This window comes from Streptomyces capoamus (assembly GCF_014654935.1).
Lineage (GTDB): Bacteria > Actinomycetota > Actinomycetes > Streptomycetales > Streptomycetaceae > Streptomyces > Streptomyces capoamus.
This window is the reverse complement of record NZ_BNBF01000003.1, coordinates 1-20,447: the sequence shown is the minus strand read 5'-3', so window position 1 is coordinate 20,447 and position 20,447 is coordinate 1. Positions and strand designations below refer to the sequence as shown.

At 74.2% G+C, this 20,447-nt stretch carries 21 protein-coding genes, 2 pseudogenes and 1 riboswitch; of the genes and pseudogenes, 9 read left to right on the top strand and 14 right to left on the bottom strand.

Features of this window, described 5'->3' with window-relative positions; translation table 11 throughout:
• A pseudogene (locus IE312_RS39030) lies at nt 1–1,128 on the top strand (hypothetical protein); the annotation flags it as partial.
• Nucleotides 1,129–1,149: 21 nt separating this feature from the next.
• On the opposite strand, the gene IE312_RS06005 reads toward IE312_RS39030, so the two are convergent.
• From IE312_RS06005 to IE312_RS05995, 3 genes are all read right to left on the bottom strand, one after another.
• Complete coding sequence (locus tag IE312_RS06005; protein WP_189979028.1) at nt 1,150–1,536, bottom strand: PPOX class F420-dependent oxidoreductase; 387 nt, start codon at nt 1,534–1,536, stop codon at nt 1,150–1,152.
• Between the two features lie 179 nt (nt 1,537–1,715).
• Entirely contained in the window at nt 1,716–2,210 is a 495-nt protein-coding gene (locus IE312_RS06000) for a hypothetical protein (RefSeq protein ID WP_189979026.1), read from the bottom strand.
• A 96-nt stretch (nt 2,211–2,306) separates the two neighbouring features.
• Entirely contained in the window at nt 2,307–3,284 is a 978-nt protein-coding gene (locus tag IE312_RS05995) for a LysR family transcriptional regulator (protein WP_189979024.1), read from the bottom strand.
• A 135-nt stretch (nt 3,285–3,419) separates the two neighbouring features.
• Here IE312_RS05995 and IE312_RS05990 point away from each other — a divergent pair, with 135 nt between their 5' ends.
• From IE312_RS05990 to IE312_RS05975, 4 genes are all read left to right on the top strand, one after another.
• The gene (locus IE312_RS05990) at nt 3,420–4,673 is read left to right on the top strand and encodes an MFS transporter (protein ID WP_189979022.1); all 1,254 of its coding nucleotides are present in this window, start codon (nt 3,420–3,422) and stop codon (nt 4,671–4,673) included.
• Nucleotides 4,674–4,896: 223 nt separating this feature from the next.
• Nucleotides 4,897–5,871 carry a hypothetical protein gene (locus tag IE312_RS05985; protein WP_189979719.1) on the top strand — a complete coding sequence of 325 codons (975 nt, stop codon included), beginning with the start codon at nt 4,897–4,899 and terminating at the stop codon, nt 5,869–5,871.
• A 65-nt stretch (nt 5,872–5,936) separates the two neighbouring features.
• Nucleotides 5,937–6,767: an SAM-dependent methyltransferase gene (locus tag IE312_RS05980; RefSeq protein WP_189979021.1), complete on the top strand. Its 831-nt coding sequence runs from the start codon at nt 5,937–5,939 to the stop codon at nt 6,765–6,767.
• A 124-nt stretch (nt 6,768–6,891) separates the two neighbouring features.
• On the top strand, nt 6,892–8,268 hold the full coding sequence (locus tag IE312_RS05975) for a S1 family peptidase (protein WP_189979020.1): 1,377 nt from the start codon (nt 6,892–6,894) through the stop codon (nt 8,266–8,268).
• A gap of 82 nt (nt 8,269–8,350) precedes the next feature.
• Here the strand turns inward: IE312_RS05975 and IE312_RS05970 are convergent, their stop codons facing one another.
• The 3 genes from IE312_RS05970 to IE312_RS39025 all read right to left on the bottom strand — a co-directional run bounded on the left by IE312_RS05970 (nt 8,351) and on the right by IE312_RS39025 (nt 10,898).
• Nucleotides 8,351–8,536: a hypothetical protein gene (locus tag IE312_RS05970; protein WP_189979019.1), complete on the bottom strand. Its 186-nt coding sequence runs from the start codon at nt 8,534–8,536 to the stop codon at nt 8,351–8,353.
• 112 nt (nt 8,537–8,648) lie between these two features.
• Nucleotides 8,649–9,344: a L,D-transpeptidase family protein gene (locus tag IE312_RS05965; protein WP_189979018.1), complete on the bottom strand. Its 696-nt coding sequence runs from the start codon at nt 9,342–9,344 to the stop codon at nt 8,649–8,651.
• Between the two features lie 165 nt (nt 9,345–9,509).
• Complete coding sequence (locus IE312_RS39025; RefSeq protein WP_268254289.1) at nt 9,510–10,898, bottom strand: aminotransferase-like domain-containing protein; 1,389 nt, start codon at nt 10,896–10,898, stop codon at nt 9,510–9,512.
• Nucleotides 10,899–10,974: 76 nt separating this feature from the next.
• Here IE312_RS39025 and IE312_RS05955 point away from each other — a divergent pair, with 76 nt between their 5' ends.
• Nucleotides 10,975–12,363, top strand: coding sequence for a pyridoxal phosphate-dependent decarboxylase family protein (locus IE312_RS05955; RefSeq protein WP_189979017.1), 1,389 nt, complete (start codon nt 10,975–10,977; stop codon nt 12,361–12,363).
• Between the two features lie 3 nt (nt 12,364–12,366).
• Here IE312_RS05955 and IE312_RS05950 read toward each other — a convergent pair whose 3' ends face one another.
• The 6 genes from IE312_RS05950 to IE312_RS05925 all read right to left on the bottom strand — a co-directional run bounded on the left by IE312_RS05950 (nt 12,367) and on the right by IE312_RS05925 (nt 16,772).
• On the bottom strand, nt 12,367–13,158 hold the full coding sequence (locus tag IE312_RS05950) for an SDR family NAD(P)-dependent oxidoreductase (protein WP_189979016.1): 792 nt from the start codon (nt 13,156–13,158) through the stop codon (nt 12,367–12,369).
• Between the two features lie 31 nt (nt 13,159–13,189).
• The gene (locus tag IE312_RS05945; RefSeq protein ID WP_189979015.1) at nt 13,190–14,104 is read right to left on the bottom strand and encodes an SDR family oxidoreductase; all 915 of its coding nucleotides are present in this window, start codon (nt 14,102–14,104) and stop codon (nt 13,190–13,192) included.
• Nucleotides 14,105–14,178: 74 nt separating this feature from the next.
• Nucleotides 14,179–14,547, bottom strand: coding sequence for a DUF4180 domain-containing protein (locus IE312_RS05940; protein ID WP_189979013.1), 369 nt, complete (start codon nt 14,545–14,547; stop codon nt 14,179–14,181).
• A gap of 42 nt (nt 14,548–14,589) precedes the next feature.
• The gene (locus tag IE312_RS05935) at nt 14,590–15,219 is read right to left on the bottom strand and encodes an MBL fold metallo-hydrolase (protein WP_189979011.1); all 630 of its coding nucleotides are present in this window, start codon (nt 15,217–15,219) and stop codon (nt 14,590–14,592) included.
• Complete coding sequence (locus IE312_RS05930; protein ID WP_189979009.1) at nt 15,219–16,307, bottom strand: S-(hydroxymethyl)mycothiol dehydrogenase; 1,089 nt, start codon at nt 16,305–16,307, stop codon at nt 15,219–15,221. The genes IE312_RS05935 and IE312_RS05930 overlap by 1 nt, the downstream gene beginning before the upstream one ends.
• A gap of 162 nt (nt 16,308–16,469) precedes the next feature.
• Nucleotides 16,470–16,772 carry a hypothetical protein gene (locus IE312_RS05925; RefSeq protein WP_189979007.1) on the bottom strand — a complete coding sequence of 101 codons (303 nt, stop codon included), beginning with the start codon at nt 16,770–16,772 and terminating at the stop codon, nt 16,470–16,472.
• Between the two features lie 171 nt (nt 16,773–16,943).
• On the opposite strand from IE312_RS05925, the gene IE312_RS05920 reads away from it, so the two are divergent.
• Complete coding sequence (locus IE312_RS05920) at nt 16,944–17,309, top strand: nuclear transport factor 2 family protein (protein ID WP_189979005.1); 366 nt, start codon at nt 16,944–16,946, stop codon at nt 17,307–17,309.
• A gap of 29 nt (nt 17,310–17,338) precedes the next feature.
• Nucleotides 17,339–17,419: riboswitch (ZMP/ZTP riboswitch) on the top strand.
• 26 nt (nt 17,420–17,445) lie between these two features.
• Nucleotides 17,446–18,294: a bifunctional 5,10-methylenetetrahydrofolate dehydrogenase/5,10-methenyltetrahydrofolate cyclohydrolase gene (locus tag IE312_RS05915; protein ID WP_189979003.1), complete on the top strand. Its 849-nt coding sequence runs from the start codon at nt 17,446–17,448 to the stop codon at nt 18,292–18,294.
• Nucleotides 18,295–18,307: 13 nt separating this feature from the next.
• On the opposite strand, the gene IE312_RS05910 is transcribed toward IE312_RS05915, so the two are convergent.
• Both IE312_RS05910 and IE312_RS43970 read right to left on the bottom strand, forming a co-directional pair.
• Nucleotides 18,308–19,288, bottom strand: coding sequence for a CU044_5270 family protein (locus IE312_RS05910; protein WP_189979001.1), 981 nt, complete (start codon nt 19,286–19,288; stop codon nt 18,308–18,310).
• A 337-nt stretch (nt 19,289–19,625) separates the two neighbouring features.
• Nucleotides 19,626–20,132 (bottom strand): annotated as a pseudogene (locus IE312_RS43970) (RNA polymerase sigma factor); the annotation flags it as partial.
• Between the two features lie 115 nt (nt 20,133–20,247).
• On the opposite strand from IE312_RS43970, the gene IE312_RS05900 reads away from it, so the two are divergent.
• Nucleotides 20,248–20,447, top strand: a 200-nt coding sequence (locus IE312_RS05900; protein WP_229899154.1) for a cbb3-type cytochrome c oxidase subunit I, incomplete at its 3' end; no start/stop codon positions are given.

Here is a 20,447-nt window from a genome sequence, read left to right as displayed (position 1 = left end):
GCGGGCCGCAACGCGGTCGCGCTGCACTGGACGCGCGCCGGCAGTCCGGCCCGCGTGACCGTGCGCGAGCCGGTGTCGCTGGCCGGCGCGAAGTCCCTCGCGCTGCGGCTGTTCGTGCCGCCGAACTCCCGGGGCACGCGGCTGGACGTGTCCCTGACCGACACGGCCGGCAAGAAGGCGAAGCTCGGCCGGGTCGCGCTGGACGGCCTGCCCGGCAGTGAGCGGACCGCCTCCTACTGGGCGCGGGAGGTCCGGCTGCCGCTGCCGACGGCCGGTCACACCGGGCTCGACCTGGGTTCGGTCAAGTCGCTGGAGCTGACCTCGCGTTCGACGTCGGGGCGGGCCTGGCTCATGGACGCGTGGGGCTGGCGGCCGGGGACTCCGGCGGTGCGGGCGCAGGCGCTGCCGCGGGTCGACATCGGCCGGGCGACGGTGGACGAGGGTGACTCGGGTGTGCGCACCTACCGGGTCCCGGCGCGGGTGACGGGCCGGGGCGGCAGCGGCCAGGTCCGCGTGTACGTCATCGACCCGACGACCGGCAAGGCCACCGACCGGCTGGTGACGGTGCGTCCGGGCGGCCAGGACATCGACGTACCGGTCCGTGTGAAGGGCAACACCCGGTACGGCACCGACGTGTCGTACGACGTGCTGGTCAAGGCGGTCCGCGGTGCGGTCGTCGGGTCCTACCGCGGCGGGATCACCGTCCACGACGACGATCCGGCGCCGACGGTGACCGTCACGCCCGTCGCCGGCGAGGTGACCGAGGGGAAGCCGCTGAAGTGGCGGGTGTCGCTGTCCGAGGCGGTCGACGTCGACATGGGCGTCCTCTTCGGGGCCGTGCCGGCCACCGCGCCCGAGGTGTCCACGAAGGACGTCCCGGCGAGCTGGCTGCGGGACGTGAGCGGGGAGAAGCCCGACCCGGAGCGTCCGCTGTCCCGGGTGAACGGGCTCTACCTGTGGGCGGACATCCCGCCCGGGCGCACCAGCGCGGACATCACCCTGCCCACGGTGAAGGACCGGGTGCGGGAGTCCACGGAGTCGGTGCGGTTCCGGCAGATCGACCCGCGGACCGGTGAGCCGCAGACCGGCGGCCTGGAGCTGACGGGTTCGGTGCTGAACGCGTCGTAGGGCGCGTCCGCCGGGTGGCCCTCACTCCGGGAGGGTCACCCGGATCCCGACCGTGCCGTCCGCACCCCGCCGGAGCCGGCTGCCCAGCAGGGTGAGGCGGCCGAGGACGCCGTACTTGCGGGCGATCAGCTTGCGGTAGCGGGCGGTGGTGGCCGCGTCGGTGATCTCGGCGGTGGCGGGCAGCTGGTCGCCGGTGGGGTTGCCGCGCACGTCGCAGGGACCGACGAGGACGTCGGGGCGGCGCCGGATCCGTTTCACCTTCCAGCTGTCGGCGACCGTCCACACCCCGAGGGCGGCGCCGTCCCGGACCACCCACACCGGGGTCGCCACGGGCGTGCCGTTCTTGCGGTAACTGGTCACCAGCAGGTATTTGCCGGAACCGAGCCGGTCGAGCCGCGTGTCGTCCATACCCGCAGTCTAGGAGCCGGCGCGCCGCGGGAGGAGGGGCCCGTAGGTACGGTCGCCCGTGCGGCCGTGCTGAGCCGGAACTCCCGCAGGCAGAAGCGAGTTGGCGGGGACGCGTCCGCTCCCGGCGTCGTCGCGGCCGGTCGACCGCTCCGCCCGGAGCCCGGTCCGCGCCGCTCCGGCTAGGGCCCGGTCCGCGCCGTACCCCCGGAGGACGGTCGGGCGGGCGCCGGCGGACCGGGCGGGCCCGGTGGGCCTGGGGGGCCCTGTTCGCCCTGTACGCCCTGTTCGCCCTGCGGGCCCTGCGGGCCCTGCGCGGTCCCGGATGCCGGGGGCGAAGGGTTCGCGATGGCGTCCTTCGCGGTGTTGGCGACAGCCTTGATGCCGAAGTACGCGGTCGTGATGGCGGTCATCGCGGTGAACGCGCTGGTGAGCAGGGGCACCACTTGCTGCGCCTGGTTCCCGACCTTCGTGATGCCCCAGATCCCCGCCACCGCGATGGAGAGGTCACTGGCCACGACGGCCAGGAGACCGGTCCACGACCGCGTCATGTCGGCACTGCACGCGTCCTGGCCCCGGCCGCCTCCCCGCCCCTTCCTCATCACGAACAGGAGGTGGATGACGAGGGCGAGCAGGATCAGGACGGCGATCAGCGTCAGGACGGTCGGCAACACCATGGGTCCCCCTCAAGCACTCTGGGCCGGGTGCGCGCCGGAGGAGCGTGGATCAGGACCACTGGTCCCAGTGTCCCTCGCCCGCGTCAGATCCGCATGTCAGACGGTGTGTTCCGGCCTCCCGCGACGACGCGGCGGGGTTCGGCGCGGCAGCACCCAGCCAGGTGTCCAGGACCCGGTGGCGTCCTGGCCGGCCGTACTGGCGGCGAGGTGGGCGCGCAGGGTGGCCAGCGCGGGATGGGGGTTGTCGCGGTGCCACAGGAGCGAGTGCGGGTAGACGGGCGTGGGGTCCGTCACCGGGATGCGGCGCAGGTCGTGTCCGGCGGGCCAGACCAGGCGGGTCCGCTCGGTCGTGAAGGTGGCCAGGGCCGGGGTGTCGGCGACGGTGTCGAGGAGTGCGTCGGAGCCGAAGTTGGGGCCGGTCGCCTCGATGGTGAGGCCGAACTCGGCGGCGAGGTCGTCGTAGTAGGCGGCCCACTCGGTGCCGGGGACGATGCCGGGCATCCAGACGCGGTGGCCGGCGAGCTGGGCGAGGGTCACCGACCGGGCGCGGGCCAGGGCGTGGGCGGGGCCGGTGAGGAGCTGGTGCGGTTCGTCGAGCACCCGCACGGACGCGATGTCCTCGGGCAGGGGCCGGCCGGGCATCGCCACGGCGCGGAAGGAGGCGTCGATCGCGCCGGACCGGAGGGCGGCCACGGCCGTCTCGACGTCGAACAGCATCACCACGTCGAGGTCGATCTCGGGGTGCGCGCGGTGGAAGCCGCGCATCAGACCCGACGGTGCGACGCGCGAGGCGATCACGTCGACACGGAGCGGACGGCGGCCGGTGCGCACGGAGGCGGCCGCGCGTTCGGCGACGCGCAGCAGCTCGCGCGCGTGGGGCAGGAAGGCCTGGCCGTCGATGGTCAGCCGGGCGCCGCGCGGGGTGCGGGTGAACAGCCGCACGCCGAGGTGACGCTCCAGCGCGGCGATGCGCTTGGACGCGGCCTGCTGGGTGATGGCCAGCTCGGCGGCGGCCTCCTGGAACCGGCCCGCGTCGGCGGCGGCGACGAAGGTCCGGACGGCGTCGAGATCCATGCGGGCAGCCTACGGCCACAACCGATGGTTGTGCCGGACGGCTCCGCGGTTGTTTGATCCCCGGGTCGCCGGCTCGTTTGGATGTGTCCGGTCGCGGATCGGTTGTACGGATGAGCGGGGCGAGGGGCGTCGGAGATGAAGAGCGGGCACCGGCTGGGACGGCGGTTCGGGTGGCTCTGGGCGGCCTACGGGACCAGCGCGCTCGGCACGTGGCTCGCCTTCGGCGCCTTCCCGCTGATCGCGCTCCGGGTGCTGCACGCCGGTCCGGCGGAGGTCGCCGCGCTCTCCGCCGTGGGGACCGCGGTGGGCGCGGCCGCAGCGGTGCCGCTCGGCCCGTGGGTGGAGTTCCGCCGCAAGCGGCCGGTGCTGATCGCCGCGGACCTGGTGCGGTGCGCGGCGCTGCTGACGGTCCCCGCCGCGTTCGTGCTGGACGCGCTGACCTTCCCGCAACTCCTGCTGGTCTCGGCCGTCGTCGCGGCGGCCGACATCACCTTCCGTGCCGCCTCCGGCGCGTACCTGAAGACGCTGCTGCCGGCCGGGGACCTGCTCGTCGCCAACGCCCGGCTGGAGTCGACGGCCTGGTCGACCACGATCGTCGGACCCCCGCTGGGCGGGGCCGCGCTGGGGCTGCTCGGCCCGGTGGCGACGGTGGCGGCCGACGCCGTCAGCTACCTGCTCTCGGCGCTGGGCGTGCGCGCGACGGGCGGGCACGAGCCGCGGCCGGAACACCGGGAAGGGGCGCGCTTGCGGGCCGGGGACCTGCTCGACGGCTGGCGGTACATCCTCGCCGACCCGACGCTGCGTCCGCTGTTCCTCAACACCGCCGTGTTCAACGGCCTGGTGATGGCCAGCGAGCCGTTGCTGGCCGTGCTGATGCTCGGGCCGCTCCACTTCGCGCCGTGGCAGTACGGCCTCGCCTTCGCCGTCCCCTCGATCGGCGGGCTGCTCGGTTCGCGGCTGGCCCGCCCGCTGGTCACCCGGTTCGGTCGGCACCGGGTCCTGGTCGCGGCCGGTGCGCTGCGCGCGCTCTGGCCCGTCGGGCTGGCCTTCCCGGGGCCGGGGGCCGGGGGGCTGCTGCTGGTGATGGGCGTCGAACTCGGGCTGATCCTCTGCTGCGGGGTCTTCAACCCCGTCTACGCCACCCACCGTCTCGAACGCACCGCGGCCGACCGGGTCACCCGCACGCTCTCCGCCTGGCAGGTGACGACCAAGGCCTCCACCGCGCTCCTGACGGCCCTGTGGGGCGTGCTGGGCGGCCTGCTCGGCCCGCGCGCGGCCATCGGCCTGGCCGGCCTGCTCGTGCTGGCCACCCCGCTGCTGCTCCCCCGCCGCGACCCCGCTTGCCGGGCCGCTGCGGATCCGGCGCCCGACCGCACCGGACGCGCTTGAGCACGTGACCACCGGACGCACCCGGCACACCGCACGCGCCCGACGCACCGGCTCGGGCGTCACCGGCGAACTGCCCCGTCGGGCGGCGCCGTGCGGCATGCTGGTCGTGAGGCTCGGGACGAAGGGCTGGGGTGTGGGCACAGACGGGACCGGCGCGGCGCACGGGGCGTGGCAGGCGGTGGCGGGGGGCCTCTTGCGGGAAGCGGAGGGCCGCTCACGGGAAGTGGCCTGTGACGAGTCGGGGTCGGACGGGGAGAACCTGGCCGGCGGGAACACCGAGGTGTTCGCGCACGCGAGCGTGGCCCTGCCGGTGGACGTGGCGGCGGAGTGCGTCGGGGAGATCCGGCGCCGGATCCGTTCGCCCGCCGAGGAGTACAAGGCGGGTCATCTGTTGCGCGGGAAGCACCGGGCGGTGCTGCTGTGGCTGCTCGGGGAGGACGGCCCGATCCACGGGCGGGCCCATGTCGACCTGACCGAGAAGGACTATTTGCTGGTGGACCGGCTCGTCGGGCTGCTGTCCCCGGACCCGGCGGACGCCGTCGCGCTGTACCGGCAGGGACCGGAGGTCTTCGACGCCGGGGACTGGCGGGAGTTCCTGGTGGCGGCGAACGGTCTGCTGCGGGTGCGCCCGGGCGGGGCGGGCGAGCCGGCCGGGGAGGCGTTCTTCGCGGCGGCCGACGCGCTCGTGCGGGCGGCGCCCGGGTCCGCTGCCGCGGGGATCCTGCGCGGGCTGGCCGCGCGGCGGTCGCGGGCGGAGGCCTACCGGGAGCGGATGCGGGCGGTGCCCGCGCTCTTCCCCGTGCTCAATCCGCTGTTCCCGGCGATCCGGCGCACGGCGGCGCACTGGAGCGCGGCCGGGCGGCCGGTGGTCCTCGTGCACGACCAGCAGAACACGCTGACACCGGGACGCATCGCCCGGATCGTGCAGTCCGCCCGGCGGGACGGTGTCGCGCTCGGCGGGCTGCGGCTGGTCGACTCCCGGGACGACGCCCGGGTGCAGATCGCCGACTTCCTGGCCGGTGTCGCCCGCCGCATCGCCTCCGACGAGCTGGCCGGCAGGGGGGACCCGGAGCTGACGGCGTGTCTGCGCCCGTACGTGGGGACGCGGTCGGTGTGGGGCGACGCGCGCAGCTGGGCCCGGCTGGCTCCGGAGGCGGAACACCCGGACCGGTCGGCGGAGATCAACTCGGGCGTCTAGATTGCGTCTTGCACGGTGTATCCCTCGAGTGTCCCGTTCCCTCAGGAATCCAGGAGCTGACCCACGTGACCGACAACCCGGCAGCCACCAACGACGTGGCCGTGTCGCTGCGCGCCCGTATCAACACCGGCCAGCCGCACACCGCCCGGATCTGGAACTACTGGCTCGGCGGCAAGGACAACTACGAGGTCGACCGCGCGGCCGGCGACGAGATCCGCCGGCTTCACCCCGGCATCGGGGAGTACGCGCGCGCCGACCGGCTCTTCCTCGGCCGCGCCGTGCGCCACCTGGTCCGCGACGTGGGCATCCGGCAGTTCCTGGACATCGGGACCGGGCTGCCCACCGCCGACAACACCCACGAGGTGGCGCAGCGGATCGCGCCGGAGTCCAAGATCGTGTACGTCGACAACGACCCGCTGGTCCTGGCGCACGCGCGCGCCCTGCTGACGAGCACGGAACAGGGCCGTACCGACTACCTGGACGAGGACCTACGCAACGTCGACGCGATCCTCGAACACGCGGCGAAGACACTGGACTTCAGTCAGCCCGTGGCGCTGATGCTGCTCGGCGTGGTCATCTTCATCGGCGACGACGAAGACCCCTACGGTCTGGTGCGGCGGTTGACGGAGCGGCTGCCGTCGGGCAGCCACCTGGTGCTGTCCCACACAGTCACCAGCCCGTCGATGCCGGACGTGGACGAGGCGGTGCGGTTCTGGAACGAGCACGGCACGCCGAAGCTCACCCAGCGCACCCCCGAGGACGTGGCCCGGTTCTTCGACGGTCTGGAGCTGCTGGAGCCGGGCGTGGTGTCCTGCTCGCGGTGGCGCCCGGACCACGCGGCCGGTGCGGAGCCGGAGGAGGTCGCGATGTTCGGCGGGGTGGCCCGGAAGATCTGAGCCCCGCAGCCGGTGAACGCGGCCGTCGCCAGGCCCGTATGGAAGTGCGGGCCCCCGACGATCCGAGGGCTCCGCGGTGCCTGTGGGGGCAGCGCGCGTTCGGGTTCGGCTTCGGGAGCCATGCATGCGGCACGCACGACGACGGGTCGTCCGGCGAGTGACACGGCTGGCGGCGGTCGGCGGACTCCTCCTGGGCGGCGCGATGGTCGCCCAGGCGGCCATGGCGAGTGAACCACCCCCCGCCTCCGCCCGCCCGTTCGCCGCCACGGACGACCCCGGTGCCGCGCTGGTGGCACGGCTCGGCACGGCCCGTACGGCGGGCAACTGGATCGGCGCGGACGGCCGTCCGGTCGTCGCGGTGACCGACGAGGCCGCGGCACGGGCGGTGCGGCGGGCCGGGGCCGAGGCGAAAATGGTGCCGCACAGCATGAACGAGCTGAAGTCGGCGACGTCGACGCTGCGTTCGGCGCCACGGGTGCCGGGCACGGCGTGGGCGGTGGACTACCGGACGAACCGGGTCGTGGTGCGGGCGGACCGCACGGTGTCCGCCGGCGACTGGTCCCGGCTGACCGGGGTCGCCGCGAGGATCGGCGGCTTCGTGCACATGGAGCGGACGAAGGGCACGTTCACCACGCGGCTGAACGGCGCCCAGCCGATCCTGTCGACGGGCGGCCGTTGCTCGGCAGGGTTCAACGTCACCAACGGCCAGTCGGACTTCATCCTCACGGCCGGGCACTGCGGGCCGTCCGGGTCGACCTGGTTCGCCGACAACCAGGGCGACCGGCAGCTCGGCAGGACGGTGAACAGCTCCTTCCCCGGCAGTGACTTCTCGCTCGTGCAGTACGCCGCCGGCAAGGCCGGCGCGGGGGCCGACGTCGTCGCGATCGGCGGCGGCAAGGGAGTGCGGATCACGGGCGCCGCCGATCCGGCGGTCGGGCAGCGGGTGTTCCGCAGCGGCAGCACCAGCGGCCTGCACGACGGCCAGGTCACCGCGCTGAACGCGACCGTCAACTACCCCGAGGGGACGGTGACCGGGCTGATCGAGACCACGGTGTGCGCCGAACCGGGTGACAGCGGCGGCCCGTTGTTCTCCGAGGGCATCGCGCTCGGTGTCACCTCGGGCGGCAACGGCGACTGCACGGCGGGTGGTACGACGTTCTTCCAGCCGGTGACGAAGGCGCTGACGACGCTCGGGGTCCGGCTGATCGTGTCGGCGCAGAACGCGGGCGGCGCGCCGGGCGGTGCCCCCTCCCCCGCTTCGTCGGCGCCCGCGAACCAGGGCGCGGCGGCACCCAGCGCGGCCTCACCGGGCTCCTCGGCCCCGGTGACGGGCACCTCGGAGGGCAGCACCCTGCTGGCACGGCTGACGGACACCCGGAACATCGGCCCCGGGCTGCTGGTCATCGCGGGCAGTCTGATCGCGCTGGTGGCGACCCGGTTCATCCGGGCCGAGCAGGACCGCAAGGCGTACCAGCGGTACTACTCGGCGACGTGGGGCTGACCCGGCGGCCGGGGTACGACGAGAAAGGCACCCGTGTGTTCACGGGTGCCCTGGACGGTTCGGCTGGTGTGCGCGGGGTCGGTCAGGCCGCCCGGCGCCCCCGCGGGGCCGCGGCGGCCCACTCCATCACGAGGCGCTGGTACTCCGCGCGCTGCTCGGTGGTCAGTGTCCCGCCCGACCGGCGCCACAGGGCCCGGATCTCCTCGTTGACCTCCGCGGCCGATCGCTCGGAGGCGGCTGCAACAGTGGTGGACATGCTGTGAAGCATATGCCGACCGACGTGAAGGCGTTGTGAGTAAGTACCCGCGATACGGACATTCCGGACCGTGTTACTCATCACGTCAATGGGGCGGCCGGCGGCGACGGCTCGTTCCGCCGTCTCAGGTGCCCGGCTTGCGGCCGTAGACGAAGACGTCGTCCCCGTTCCTCAGCAGCGACCAGTACTTCTTGGCGTCCTTGGTGGTCATGTTGACGCAGCCGTGCGAACCCGGCGGGTTCCACATGCTCAGGCCCACCGAGTGGAAGGCCTGGCCGCCGTCGAAGAACTGGCTGTAGGGCATCGGCACGTCGTAGATGTTCGAGCGGTGGTCGATGTCCCGCCAGTAGATCTTCTTCAGGCCCGTGCGGGTCTCGTATCCGTCACGTCCGGTGCGCACCGGCACCGGGCCGTAGACGAGCCGGTCGCCGTCCTGGATCCAGCTGAGCTGGAGCGTGAGGTTCACACAGGCGATCCGGCCCTTGTTCACCGGGCACTTGCCGTCCTTGTTCGGCTTGTTCCCGACGGCCTTCTGCTTGTTCATGAGGTCCATCACGCCCCATGTCACCGAGCCGGCGTAGCCGATGTTCGGCATGATGCCGTGCTTGGTCTGGAAGGCCTGGACGGCCCTGCAGTCGGCGGCCGACTGCTTGCCGTCGACCGGCCGCCCCAGGAACTTCTCCACCTGCTTCTGGTACGGCCCCGTCCGCGTGGTGCAGCTCGCGGCCTCGGCCGGCGCCGCGGTCAGGGCGAGCGCGAGCGGCGCCACCAGTCCCGTGACACCCAGCGCGACCGCGCCTCTCCTGCCTATGACCCCCATGCGACCTCTTTCCCTTCCCCTGGTGTCCCGTTCGTCCGCCCGGACCTCCCCGGTCCTCTCCGGCGCGGTTCCCGCGGTCTCGGACTACTAGACCCGGCCGGCCCGGCCATGGTTGTGGTTCCGGTCACGCTGTGACGAAACGGTGAACTTCGGCCCGTACGGCGCTCAGGGCGTCCAGCACTCCCGCAGCAGTCCGACGGCCCGGGCCAGGGTCTCGGGTGTCGCGGTGAACGGCAGGCGCAGATGGCGGGTCAGGGTGGTGCGGTCGGCACTGAAGCGGGGTCCCGGGGTGATCGCGAGGCCGCGTGCGGCGGCCCGGGCCGCGAGGTCGGTGGCGTCCGGGCCGGCCTCCCCCAGGTGCAGCCAGAGGGTCAGGCCGCCCGGCGGGACGGTGTACGTCCATCCCGTGCCGGCGAGCAGGGCGGCGAGGTGGTCGCGCTGGGCGCGCAGCCGGGCGCGCCGGTCCGCGAGCAGCGCGGGGAGCGGTGCGCCGAGCAGCTCGGCGGCGATGAGCTGTTCCAGCGGCGGCGGTGACAGCTGGGCCTGCAGCGGGGTCCGCCGCAGCTGCCGTACGAGGTCCGCGGTGGTCCGGATCCAGCCGACCCTCAGGCCGCTCCACAGGGTCTTGCTCGCGGAGCCGATCTGGACGACCCGTGCCCCGGCGAGGTGGGGTTCGGTGCCGGGCGGTGTCCTCAGGTCCAGCTCGCGCATGGTCTCGTCGGCGAGGACGGTCAGCCGGTGACGGTCGGCCAGCGCGGCGAGCGCCCGGCGGGTGCCGGGGTCCATGTGGGCGCCGGTCGGGTTGTGGAAGTCGGGGACGAGGTACACGAGCCGGGGCCGGTGCCGGAGTACGGCGGCGCCGAGGTGGGCGAGGTCCCAGCCGGCCGCGGCCGACACGGGTACCGGCAGCAGGCGGGCCCCCCGGGCGCGCAGCACGGCGAGGGCGCCCGGGTAGGCGGGGTTCTCCACCACCACGGGTGCCCTGCGGTCGGTGTGCAGGTGGTCCAGCAGCAGCGTGAGGGCGGCCTGGGCGCCGGCGGTGACCAGGATCTGCTCGGGGCGGGTGGCCAGGCCGGCGCGGGTGTAGCGGTCCGCGATCAGTTCGCGGAGCCGGGGCAGGCCTGCGGTGGCGACGCCGGAGTCGACCAGCAGGGGCGCGCTGCGGTCGACGGCACGCGCGAGGGCGGCGCGGTAGGCCTCGTGGGGCGCGGCGGTGACCGCGAGGGTGAGGTCGAGGCCGGCGTCGGGGGCGCCGCCCCGGTCCAGGGACCAGGGGGTGGTGCGCTCGGTGAGGCGGGCGGGCAGCCGGACGGCGCTGCCGCTGCCGTGCCGGGTGTGCAGCCAGCCGTCGGCGCGCAGCAGACCGAGCGCGGTGACCACGGTGCCGCGGCTGAGGCGCAGGGTACGGGCCAGTTCCCGTTCCGAGGGCAGCCGGGTCCCGGCCGGGAGCCGGCCGTCGACGACGGCGTCGCGCACCGCCGCGGCGAGGGTGCGGGCGAGAGGTCCGGGGCGGTCGCGCCAGTCGCCCAGCGCGGCGACGAATCCTGTGTCCACGGGTCCAGTTTCGCTGGTCCAGTTGTGGCGAAGTGGACCAGGCGGCGGTGCGCCGCCGCGGTCTACGCTGCGGCGCATGCACCGTACCCTCGCCGGTGATCTCTCCCGGCTCCCCGAACTGCTGCAGGCCGCCCGCGATCTCGCCGTGCGGGAGGTGGCGGGGCTGGCCGAGCGGCCGGTCGCCGCGGCGGGTCCCCCGCCCGGCAGGGTCCCGCTCCCGGACGCGGGCGCGGGCGGCGACGGCGCGCTCGCCCGGTTCGCCGAGCGGTGGGCGCCCGGCTTCTCCGGCTCCGCCGGCCCGCGCTACCTGGGCTTCGTCACCGGCGGCGCGACGCCCGCGGCCGTCGCCGGGGACTGGCTGACGGCCGCGTTCGACCAGAATCTGTCCGGGGCGGGCGGGTCCTGGGCGCAGGAGCTGGAGCGGGAGACGGTGGCGTGGCTGCGCGAGCTGTTCGGGCTCGGCGAGGCGCACAGCGGGGCGTTCGTGACGGGCGCGACCATGTCGAACACGGTCGGTCTGGCGATCGGCCGGGAGTGGGCCGGCGAGCGGCTGGGCGTGGACGTCTCCCGGGCCGGCACCGCCGGGCTCGGGCCGCTCGAGGTGCTCTCCGGCAGCCCCCACTCCAGCATCACGAAGGCCATGGCGGTGCTGGGCCTGGGCCGGGACCGGCTGCGGCGGGTACCGCTGCTGCCCGGCGGCCGGGAGGCCGTCGACGTGGCCGCGCTGGAGGCGGCGCTGGCCGAACGGGCCGGCCGGCCGGTGATCGTCGTCGCGAACGCGGGCACCGTGAACACCGTCGACTTCGACGACCTGCGGGCGATCGCGGCGCTGAAGGAGCGGTACGGCTTCTGGCTGCACGTGGACGCGGCGTTCGGTGCCTTCGCCGCGCTCTCCCCGGAGCACGCCACGCTGGTCGACGGGCTGGACGCGGCCGACTCGGTCTGCGTGGACCTGCACAAGTGGCTCAACGTGCCCTACGACGCGGCCGTCCAGTTCACCCGGCGGCGCGATCTGCAGGTGGCGGTGTTCCACAACGCCTCGCCGTACCTGGGCGAGCCCGAGGGCGAGCCGGACTTCCTGCACCTGACCCCGGAGAACTCGCGCCGGCTGCGGGCCCTGCCGGCCTGGTTCTCGCTGGTGGCCTACGGGCGGGCCGGCCACCGGGAGATCGTGGAGCGCTGTGCGGCGCAGGCACGCCGGCTGGGCGCGGGCGTCGACACGCTGCCGGGCCTGCGTCTGCTGGCCCCGGTCCGGCTCAACGTGGTCTGCTTCACCCTGGCCGCCGACCCGACGCCGCAGCGGGTGGCGGCGCTGGCCCGGGCGGTCGCGGACTCCGGGGAGGCGTTCGTGACTCCGACGGTGTACGGCGGGGTGCCCGGGCTGCGTGCCGCGTTCAGCAACTGGCGCACCACCGGGGCCGACACCGACCGGGTGCTCGCGGCGCTGGCGGCGGCCTCGGGCTGACGGTCACCCGGAGCGTCGTACGGCCGCACGGAAGCCGGTGTGGACGGCGGTGAGGCCGCCGTCGACGACCAGGCTGGTGCCGGTGATCCAGGCGGCGTCGCGGGAGGCGAGGAAGGCGACGGCGGCGGCGATGTCCTCCGGCTCGCCGACCCGGCCCAGCGGGTACAGGGCACGGACGGCGTCGAGGTCGTCCTCGCGCCCCTCCCAGGCCGAGGTGCGGACCGTGCCCGGCACCACGAGGTTCACCCGGACGCCCCGGGCCGCCGCGTGCCCGGCGAGGGTCCGGGTGAGCGAGCCGAGGGCGGCCTTGGCGGCGCTGTAGGCGTGGTTGCCGAAGTCCTGCAGGCCGTTGACGGAGCCGATGCCCACGATCGCCCCGCGTCCGGAGGCGGCGAGGTGCGGCAGCGCGGCGCGGCAGCAGCGGTGGGCGCCGGTGAGGGTGATGTCGAGATCGCGGGCCCAGGCCTCGTCGGGGTCGTCCTCGTAGCGCGGGACGTCCGGGCTGCAGTGGGCGGCGCAGTTGACCAGCACGTCGAGCGAGCCGAACGCGGTGACGGCGCGCGCGACGGCCGCCTCGACGGCGGCGCGGTCGGACACGTCGCAGGCGAACGCCTCGGCGGTCAGGCCCCGTCGGCGCAGCGCGGCGGCGGTCCGCTCGGCCTCGGGCAGGTCCCGGTCGGTCACCAGCACCCGGCCGCCCTCCTCGGCGAGCCGCCGGGCGACGGCCGCGCCGATGCCGCGGGCACCGCCCGTGACGAGAACTCCGTGTCCGGCAAAGCGAGTCGGTTCAGTCATGGGCCGACGGTACGGCTCCGCGGGCGACGACTCACCGGTATCCGGTGACGTCCGCCGGCTTGCCCGCGTCCTGCACCTCGACCAGGTAACGCCAGGCGTCCGGCCGGCTGCCGTCGAGGTCGGTGAAGCCGTACTCCCGGGCGAGACCGCCGCTGGAGAGGGACCGGCCGTTGAACCGGCCCACGCCCGGGTCGGCGGCCAGGGCGGCGACGGCCCGGCCGGTGTAGCGCGGGGTCTCGGAGATGGCGAAGTGCGGTTCGCGGCGCAGGGCGTCCCGCCAGTTCTCCTCCCGGACGCCGTACGCGTCGAGCATGTGCTCGGAGCGCATCCAGCCGGGGGTGAGGGCGACGGCGGTGGCGCCGCGCGGGCCGAGTTCGTGGCCGAGGGCGAAGGCCATCCGCAGCACGGACGTCTTGGCGAGGTCGTAGAAGAAGTTCACGCGGTAGGTGTCGCGGTTGTACTCGGCGGTGCCGTCGGTGACCTCCACGACCAGGCCGCCGGGCCAGCGCAGCAGCAGCGGCAGCGCGTGGTGGCTGGTGACGGCGTGGGTCTCGACGGCGAGGCGGAGCAGCCGGAGCCCGTTGTCGAGGTCGTGCTCCCAGACGGGGGTGTCCCACTCGAAGAGGTTCTCGCCGCCCCAGATGTCGTTGACGAGGATGTCGAGGCGGCCCCGCTCGTCCGCGATCCGGTCCACCAGGTGCCGTACGGCGGACGGGTCCAGGTGGTCGGCCGGTACGGCGATGCCCTGTCCGCCGGCCGCGGTGACGAGGTCGGCGGTGTCCTCGACGGTCTCGGGCCGGCCGTACTCGGAGCGGTGGGCGCGGGTGCTTCGGCCGGTGACGTAGACGGTGGCGCCGGCCGCGCCGAGTTCGACGGCGATGCCGCGTCCGGCGCCCCGGGTCGCCCCGGCGACCAGCGCCACCTTGCCCTGAAGTGGTCCTGCCATGCCCGGCCTCCTGTGGGGTACGACTGCTGTGGTCGTCCACTGTCGCCGGGAAGCCGGACATCTCCTGTCGGGTTTCAGGGGCGCAGTCGCCCGTCGAGTTCTTCCTCGTCCGCGAGGAACCACAGCTGGTTGCCGCGGTTGGACTCGTACACGAAGTCCCGCAGGGCGTCGCTCGCGGCGACGTGGTCCGCCATGTCGCCGAGGACGGCGAGGCGCAGCCGGTAGGTGACGAACTTCTGGGCGACCGCCCCGGCGACGCCGGAGCGCAGCCGGAAGAACTCGTCCGCGAGCCGTTGCACGGGCACCACGACCACCTGTGCGTCCTGGCCGAGCGCGTCACCGATCAGGTCGAGCGCCGCGCTCTCGCCGTCCAGCGCGGGACCGTCCGGGGCGCAGCGCAGGACGCGGGTGTCATGGAGGGTCACGAGCGTGTCAGAGGTCATGATCGTGATCCTAGGAGAGGAACCCGGCAGGGCGCCCGGTGTTCAGTGACCGCGCCGGATCCACTCCTCCAGGTGCGGTGCCTCGGCGCCGATCGTGGTGGCGTCGCCGTGGCCGGTGAGGACCTTGGTCTCCGGCGGCAGGGTGAGGAGGCGGTCGCGGATGGAGTCGATGATGGTCGGGAAGTGGGAGTAGGAGCGTCCGGTGGCGCCGGGACCGCCCTGGAAGAGCGTGTCGCCGGTGAAGACGGTGCCGAGGCCGGGGTCGTGGAGGCAGACGGCGCCCGGGGCGTGGCCGGGGGTGTGCAGGACGGTGAGGTCGGCGCCGGCGGCCTCGATGACCTGGCCGTCGAGGAGATGGCGGTCGGGGTCGCGGTGCGGGTGGGTCTGCCTCCACAGCGGCAGGTCGTCGGGGTGCAGCCAGATGGTGGCGCCGGTGAGGTCGGCGAGCGCCGGGGCGGCGTTGACGTGGTCGTTGTGGGCGTGCGTGCACACGATGGCGGTCAGCCGCCGGTCGTCGACCGCGCGGGCGATGGCCTCGGCGTCGTGGGCGGCGTCGATCACGATGACCTCCCGCTCGTCGCCGACGATCCACACGTTGTTCTCCACGTCCCAGGTGCCGCCGTCGAGGCTGAACTGGCCCGAGGTGACCAGGCGTTCGATGCGTACGGTCATCACAGCACCACCACCGAACGCAGCACGTCACCGTGGTGCATCCGCTCGAAGGCCTGCTCGACCTGGTCCAGTTCGACGGTCTCGGTGACGAACGCGTCGAGTGGCAGGCGGCCCTGCAGGTGGAGGTCGATCAGCATGGGGAAGTCGCGGCTGGGCAGGCAGTCGCCGTACCAGCTCGACTTCAGGGCGCCACCGCGGCCGAACACGTCCAGCAGGGGCAGTTCGAGCTTCATCTCGGGGGTGGGGACACCGACGAGGACGACGGTGCCGGCGAGGTCGCGGGCGTAGAAGGCCTGCTGGTAGGTCTCCGGACGGCCGACGGCCTCGATGACGACGTCGGTGCCGAAGCCGCCGGTCAGCTCGCGGATCGCCGGAACCGGGTCGGTCTCCTTGGAGTTGACCGTGTGGGTGGCGCCCAGCGTGCGGGCCTTCTCCAGCTTGCGGTCGTCGATGTCCACCGCGATGATCTTCGCCGCGCCGGCCAGCCGGGCCCCGGCGATCGCCGCGCCGCCGACACCGCCGCAGCCGATGACGGCGACCGTGTCGCCCCGGCCGACGTTCCCGGTGTTGATCGCGGCGCCGATGCCGGCCATCACCCCGCAGCCGAGGAGGCCCGCGACCGCCGGGGAGACGGACGGGTCGACCTTGGTGCACTGGCCGGCCGCGACGAGCGTCTTCTCCGCGAACGCGCCGATCCCGAGGGCCGGGGACAGCTCCTGGCCGGTGGCGGCCAGGGTCATCCTCTGCCGCGCGTTGTGGGTGTTGAAGCAGTACCAGGGCCGGCCGCGCAGACACGCCCGGCACTGGCCGCACACGGCACGCCAGTTGAGGATGACGAAGTCGCCCGGCGCCACGTCGGTCACGCCGTCGCCGACCGACTCCACCACACCGGCGGCCTCGTGGCCGAGCAGGAACGGGAAGTCGTCGGAGATGCCGCCCTGTTTGTAGTGCAGGTCGGTGTGACAGACCCCGCAGGCCTGGATCCGTACGACGGCTTCGCCGGGCCCCGGGTCCGGCACCACGATCGTCTCGACCCGTACGGGCTGATCCTTGCCCGGTGCGATCACGCCGCGTACTTCCTGCGCCATGGTCTGGCCCCTTCCGTCGAATGCCTTCGCCGCCGACCCTACGCGTGCCCGCGGGGCGGCGGGGTGGTCCACGACGGTGATCGTCGATCTTTGCGCCACCGCCGGCGGACAGCGCGGAGGGCCGCCCCGGTCCGGGACGGCCCTCGGTGCGGCAGCCCGGGGTCAGTGGATGCCCTGCACCAGTCCGAGCAGGGGCGCCACGGGGGCGATGACCTGCTCCAGCTGGTTCAGCTGGTTCAGTTCGCGGAGGTGCTTCAGCTCGCCCACCTGCTCGCTGACCCGCGGGACGCGCTCCTTGTGCGGCGCCGGGATGTCACTGGAGGCGAGCGAGTCCAGCGTGCTCAGCGCGCCGAGCCTGCCGACGAGCGGAGTGCCGGTGCCCGCCGCGCTCGCCTGCGGCGCCGCGAGACCGGCGATCCCGGCGGCCAGACCGACGGCGGCGACGATACGTCGTGTTGAGATCATGCCCCTGCAACGCTCGCGGGCCCCGGCCGGACACGGGCGGCGGACGGTGCTCACCCGTGAGGCGGAGGGCGGCGGACGGGCTTGCCGTGGCCCCCGGGGCGGAGGACGCTCGGAGGTGGGGCCCGTGCGGTCCGCTCCTGGCCGGGCCGCGGGCGCCTGAAGGAGGTCACCATGGGTACCGCGACGGGGTCCGCATTCGACACCGAGACACTGCGCCGGGCCATCGAGGGCAACACCGGCAACAACCTGCTGTCGCTGTACGCGGACGACGCGGAGATCCGCATCGTCGACCGCAACAACCAGCCCAGTCATCCCACCGTCCTGCACGGGCGGAACCAGATCGCCGAGTTGCTGGACGACATCTACAGCCGCGACATGACGCACAAGCTGGACCGGTGCGTCATGCAGGGCGACCAGGCCGCTTACAGCGAGTCCTGCGAGTACGCGGACGGCACCCGGGTGCTCGCGGAGTCGATGGTCACCCTGCGGGACGGCAAGATCACCGACCAGCTCATCGTCCAGGCCTGGGACGAGTAGGGAGGCCGCACACGCCGGGGGTTAGGCTGTACGCGGGCCGTGACTGGCGCTGAGGTGGAGCACCACCGGGGAGCGGTCCGTGGTGGTTGCCGCGCGCCTGGGCGAGGACAGTCGATCCAGCTCAGGAGTGTGCAGCATGACCCAGGCCCGGTTGATGGACGGCACCGCGACCGCCCGCCGCATCGTCGAGGAGACCGCGCGGAAGGCGGCCGGTGTCACCGAGCGCACCGGTACCGCGCCGTGCCTCGCGACGGTGCTCGTGGGCGAGGACCCCGCGTCGGTGACGTACGTCCGCATGAAGCAGAACCGCTGCCGCGAGGCCGGCATCGAGTCCCGGCACGTGGCGCTGCCCGCGAGCACGTCCACCGAGGAACTCGTGGGCACGCTGCGGGAGTTGTCGGCGGACCCCGGCGTGCACGGGATCCTGCTCCAGCACCCGGTGGGCGACCACGTCGACGAGCGGGCCGCGTTCGAGGCGATCGCGCCGGAGAAGGACGTGGACGGCGTCACCTTCGCGTCGTTTGCCACGATGAGCTTCGGGCTGCCGGGGTTCGTCTCCTGCACGCCGGGCGGCATCATGCGGCTGCTGGACGAGTACGGCGTCGATCCGGCCGGGAAGCGGGCCGTGGTGGTCGGCCGCAGCGCGATCCTCGGCAAGCCGGCGGGGATGCTGCTGCTGGCCCGGGACGCGACCGTCACGTACTGCCACTCCCGTACCCGGGACCTGTCGGCGGCGGTCCGCGAGGCCGACATCGTCGTGGCCGCGGTGGGCCGGCCGCGGCTGATCCGCGGGCAGGACATCAAGCCGGGCGCGGTCGTCGTCGACGCCGGCTACAACGCGGGGAACGTCGGTGACGTCGACTTCGACTCGGCCGTGGAGCGGGCAGCGCTGATCACCCCGGTGCCGGGCGGGGTCGGTCCCATGACGATCGCCACGCTGCTGGAGCAGACCGTGACGGCCGCCGCCCGGCAGCTCGGGGTGTGACGGGCGGCGCGGGTCAGCGCATCCAGGCGCTGTAGTCCATGACGTCCCCGGCCCGCACGCCGTACGCGGGCTCGTCACGGGTGAAGGTGGTCTCCAGGCCGAGGACGGCACCGGTGCGCGGGTCGAGGATCAGCATCCGCCGGCCGCCTCCGCCCTCGCCGGCGTACACGTAGGCCTGTCCCGGGCGGCCGAGGCGGTCCGTCACCTGTCCCGCGGGCCGCAGCCCCTCCTCGTCCGCGAGGACCCGGACGAGGGCCGCGGACTCGCGGGCGCCGAGGGTCCAGTGGTTCAGCAACTCCCCCACCGCGTCGAGGAGTCGCGGGGTGCTCAGGGGGTCGGTGCGGACGGTTTCGGCGAGGTAGGCGCGCAGGGCGGCGGGGGTGTGCGGCGGGGGCGCCTGGGGCGGGGCGTCGCTCCAGCTCGGCGGGTACGTGGTCCGGCTCAGGACGTGGCCGTCGGCCACCGGGGTGGGGGTGCCGCCGGTGTCGGTGAGGACGGGGCGACCGGGGTGGCGCGGGTCGGTCGCCACGACCAGTTCGGTGCGGCTGTCGTCCGCCCGCCAGCGCACGACCCTCTCCTCGGGCAGGGTGACGGGCGGCTTCCCGTCCGCCATGCCGAGGCTCCACGTCTGCACGTGCGTCCCCCTGCGCAGTCGCGGGGCGCCTTCCGCCGCCGCGGCGTCGGCCAGGCCGGCCAGCTGCGTGAGCGGTACGGGGACGGAGTGGGCGCGGACGGCCAGCGGCCGGGGCGCTGCGAGCGCGGGCTGGGTGCTGGGCCCGCCGACGAGCGCGGCCGTCGCGGTCGCCACGACGGCCCCGGTGGCGGCCAGCCCCCACAGCAGCCGGGCCCCGGGAGCGCGGCGCACCGGGCGCCCCTGCCGCAGCAGCCGTTCCAGCCGCCGCTCGGCCCGGTGGTCCAGCGGACCGTCCCCGAAGTGGGGCCCGTCCGGGGGAACCGGATCGGCACGTCGAAGGAGCTCGAGTTCGTCAGCCATGTCGGGGGTCCTCGCGGGGGCATGCGTCGGCGGTGGTCACGGCAGAGGCGGCCGGCGGTACGGCCGACGGCGCCGCGGTTCCCTGACGGGGCCCGGCGGGCACATCGGCCACGGGCTCGACAGCACCTGGGTCCATCCCGGCGCCGGCATCCGGGTCCGGTCCGGCGAGCGCGTCGGCCGGCGGTTCGGCCGGCGGTGGACCCGGACGGGACCCGGCGGACGAACCGGCCGGGGGCGGCACAGCGCCCGCGCCCGCCTCGGCGGGCGGGTCAGCCGGTGGTTCGGGCAGGGGTGTCGTGGCTCCCGGTCCCGGTGCGGTGGGTGGCGCGGTCGCTGGTGTCCTCGGGCGCAGGCGGGTTATCTCCGTGCGGAGGCGGTGGCGGGCGCGGTGGAGGCGCATGGCTGCCGCGCGGCGGCCGCAGCCGAGGGCGACCGCGATCTCCTCGGCGCCGAGCTCCTCCCAGGCGGCGAGGCGCAGTACCTCCTGGTCGGCCGGGGAGAGCCGGTCCAGGGCCTCGTGCACCCAGGCGCCGGGCGCCTCACTGCCGGGGCCGGCGGCGATGTGCCGGCCGTGCGCGGTCTCGTCGTTGCCGAGCCGGTCCACCAGCCTGCGCCGGCGCCCGTAGCCGCGTACCGCGTTGGCCAGGCAGTTGCGGGCCACCCCGTACAGCCAGGGCAGCGGCGCGGCGGGCAGCTCCGCCCGGCGCCGCCAGGCGACCGTGAACACCTCCGCCACCACTTCCTCCACCTCGTCGGCCCGCCCGCTCAGTCGCCTGGCGACATAGCGGCTGACCGCCCAGTAGTGCTCGCGATAGGCAGCGGCGAAGATCTCGTCGTTGCTCATGCCCGGTCCGTGTCCGGCACCCCCCGGATCGTCACACCCTTCCGCCGTGATGTTGCTCGCGTGCCACGAGTGTGACCCGCCGGCCGGGGGCGGACACAGGCGGGGTGTGAAGAGGATGGGGAACAGCAGGGCCGTGCAGTGGCTCACCAGTACCGACCACAAGACGATCGGAACGCTCTATCTGGTCACGTCGTTCGCGTTCTTCCTGATCGGCGGCGTGATGGCGCTGCTGATGCGTGCCGAGCTGGCCCGCCCGGGTCTGCAGTTCATGTCGAACGAGCAGTTCAACCAGGCGTTCACGATGCACGGCACGAT

What these genes read in the sequence shown, in the direction of transcription:
- IE312_RS05910 (WP_189979001.1), bottom strand. Translation starts at nt 19,288, where the DNA reads ATGGCTGACGAACTCGAGCTCCTTCGACGTGCCGATCCGGTTCCCCCG.
- IE312_RS05945 (WP_189979015.1), bottom strand. Translation starts at nt 14,104, where the DNA reads ATGGCAGGACCACTTCAGGGCAAGGTGGCGCTGGTCGCCGGGGCGACC.
- IE312_RS05965 (WP_189979018.1), bottom strand. Translation starts at nt 9,344, where the DNA reads ATGGGGGTCATAGGCAGGAGAGGCGCGGTCGCGCTGGGTGTCACGGGA.
- IE312_RS05955 (WP_189979017.1), top strand. Translation starts at nt 10,975, where the DNA reads ATGCACCGTACCCTCGCCGGTGATCTCTCCCGGCTCCCCGAACTGCTG.
- IE312_RS05930 (WP_189979009.1), bottom strand. Translation starts at nt 16,307, where the DNA reads ATGGCGCAGGAAGTACGCGGCGTGATCGCACCGGGCAAGGATCAGCCC.
- IE312_RS05995 (WP_189979024.1), bottom strand. Translation starts at nt 3,284, where the DNA reads ATGGATCTCGACGCCGTCCGGACCTTCGTCGCCGCCGCCGACGCGGGC.
- IE312_RS06000 (WP_189979026.1), bottom strand. Translation starts at nt 2,210, where the DNA reads ATGGTGTTGCCGACCGTCCTGACGCTGATCGCCGTCCTGATCCTGCTC.
- IE312_RS05940 (WP_189979013.1), bottom strand. Translation starts at nt 14,547, where the DNA reads ATGACCTCTGACACGCTCGTGACCCTCCATGACACCCGCGTCCTGCGC.
- IE312_RS05920 (WP_189979005.1), top strand. Translation starts at nt 16,944, where the DNA reads ATGGGTACCGCGACGGGGTCCGCATTCGACACCGAGACACTGCGCCGG.
- IE312_RS05925 (WP_189979007.1), bottom strand. Translation starts at nt 16,772, where the DNA reads ATGATCTCAACACGACGTATCGTCGCCGCCGTCGGTCTGGCCGCCGGG.
- IE312_RS05990 (WP_189979022.1), top strand. Translation starts at nt 3,420, where the DNA reads ATGAAGAGCGGGCACCGGCTGGGACGGCGGTTCGGGTGGCTCTGGGCG.
- IE312_RS05975 (WP_189979020.1), top strand. Translation starts at nt 6,892, where the DNA reads ATGCGGCACGCACGACGACGGGTCGTCCGGCGAGTGACACGGCTGGCG.
- IE312_RS05915 (WP_189979003.1), top strand. Translation starts at nt 17,446, where the DNA reads ATGACCCAGGCCCGGTTGATGGACGGCACCGCGACCGCCCGCCGCATC.
- IE312_RS05950 (WP_189979016.1), bottom strand. Translation starts at nt 13,158, where the DNA reads ATGACTGAACCGACTCGCTTTGCCGGACACGGAGTTCTCGTCACGGGC.
- IE312_RS05935 (WP_189979011.1), bottom strand. Translation starts at nt 15,219, where the DNA reads ATGACCGTACGCATCGAACGCCTGGTCACCTCGGGCCAGTTCAGCCTC.
- IE312_RS06005 (WP_189979028.1), bottom strand. Translation starts at nt 1,536, where the DNA reads ATGGACGACACGCGGCTCGACCGGCTCGGTTCCGGCAAATACCTGCTG.
- IE312_RS05970 (WP_189979019.1), bottom strand. Translation starts at nt 8,536, where the DNA reads ATGCTTCACAGCATGTCCACCACTGTTGCAGCCGCCTCCGAGCGATCG.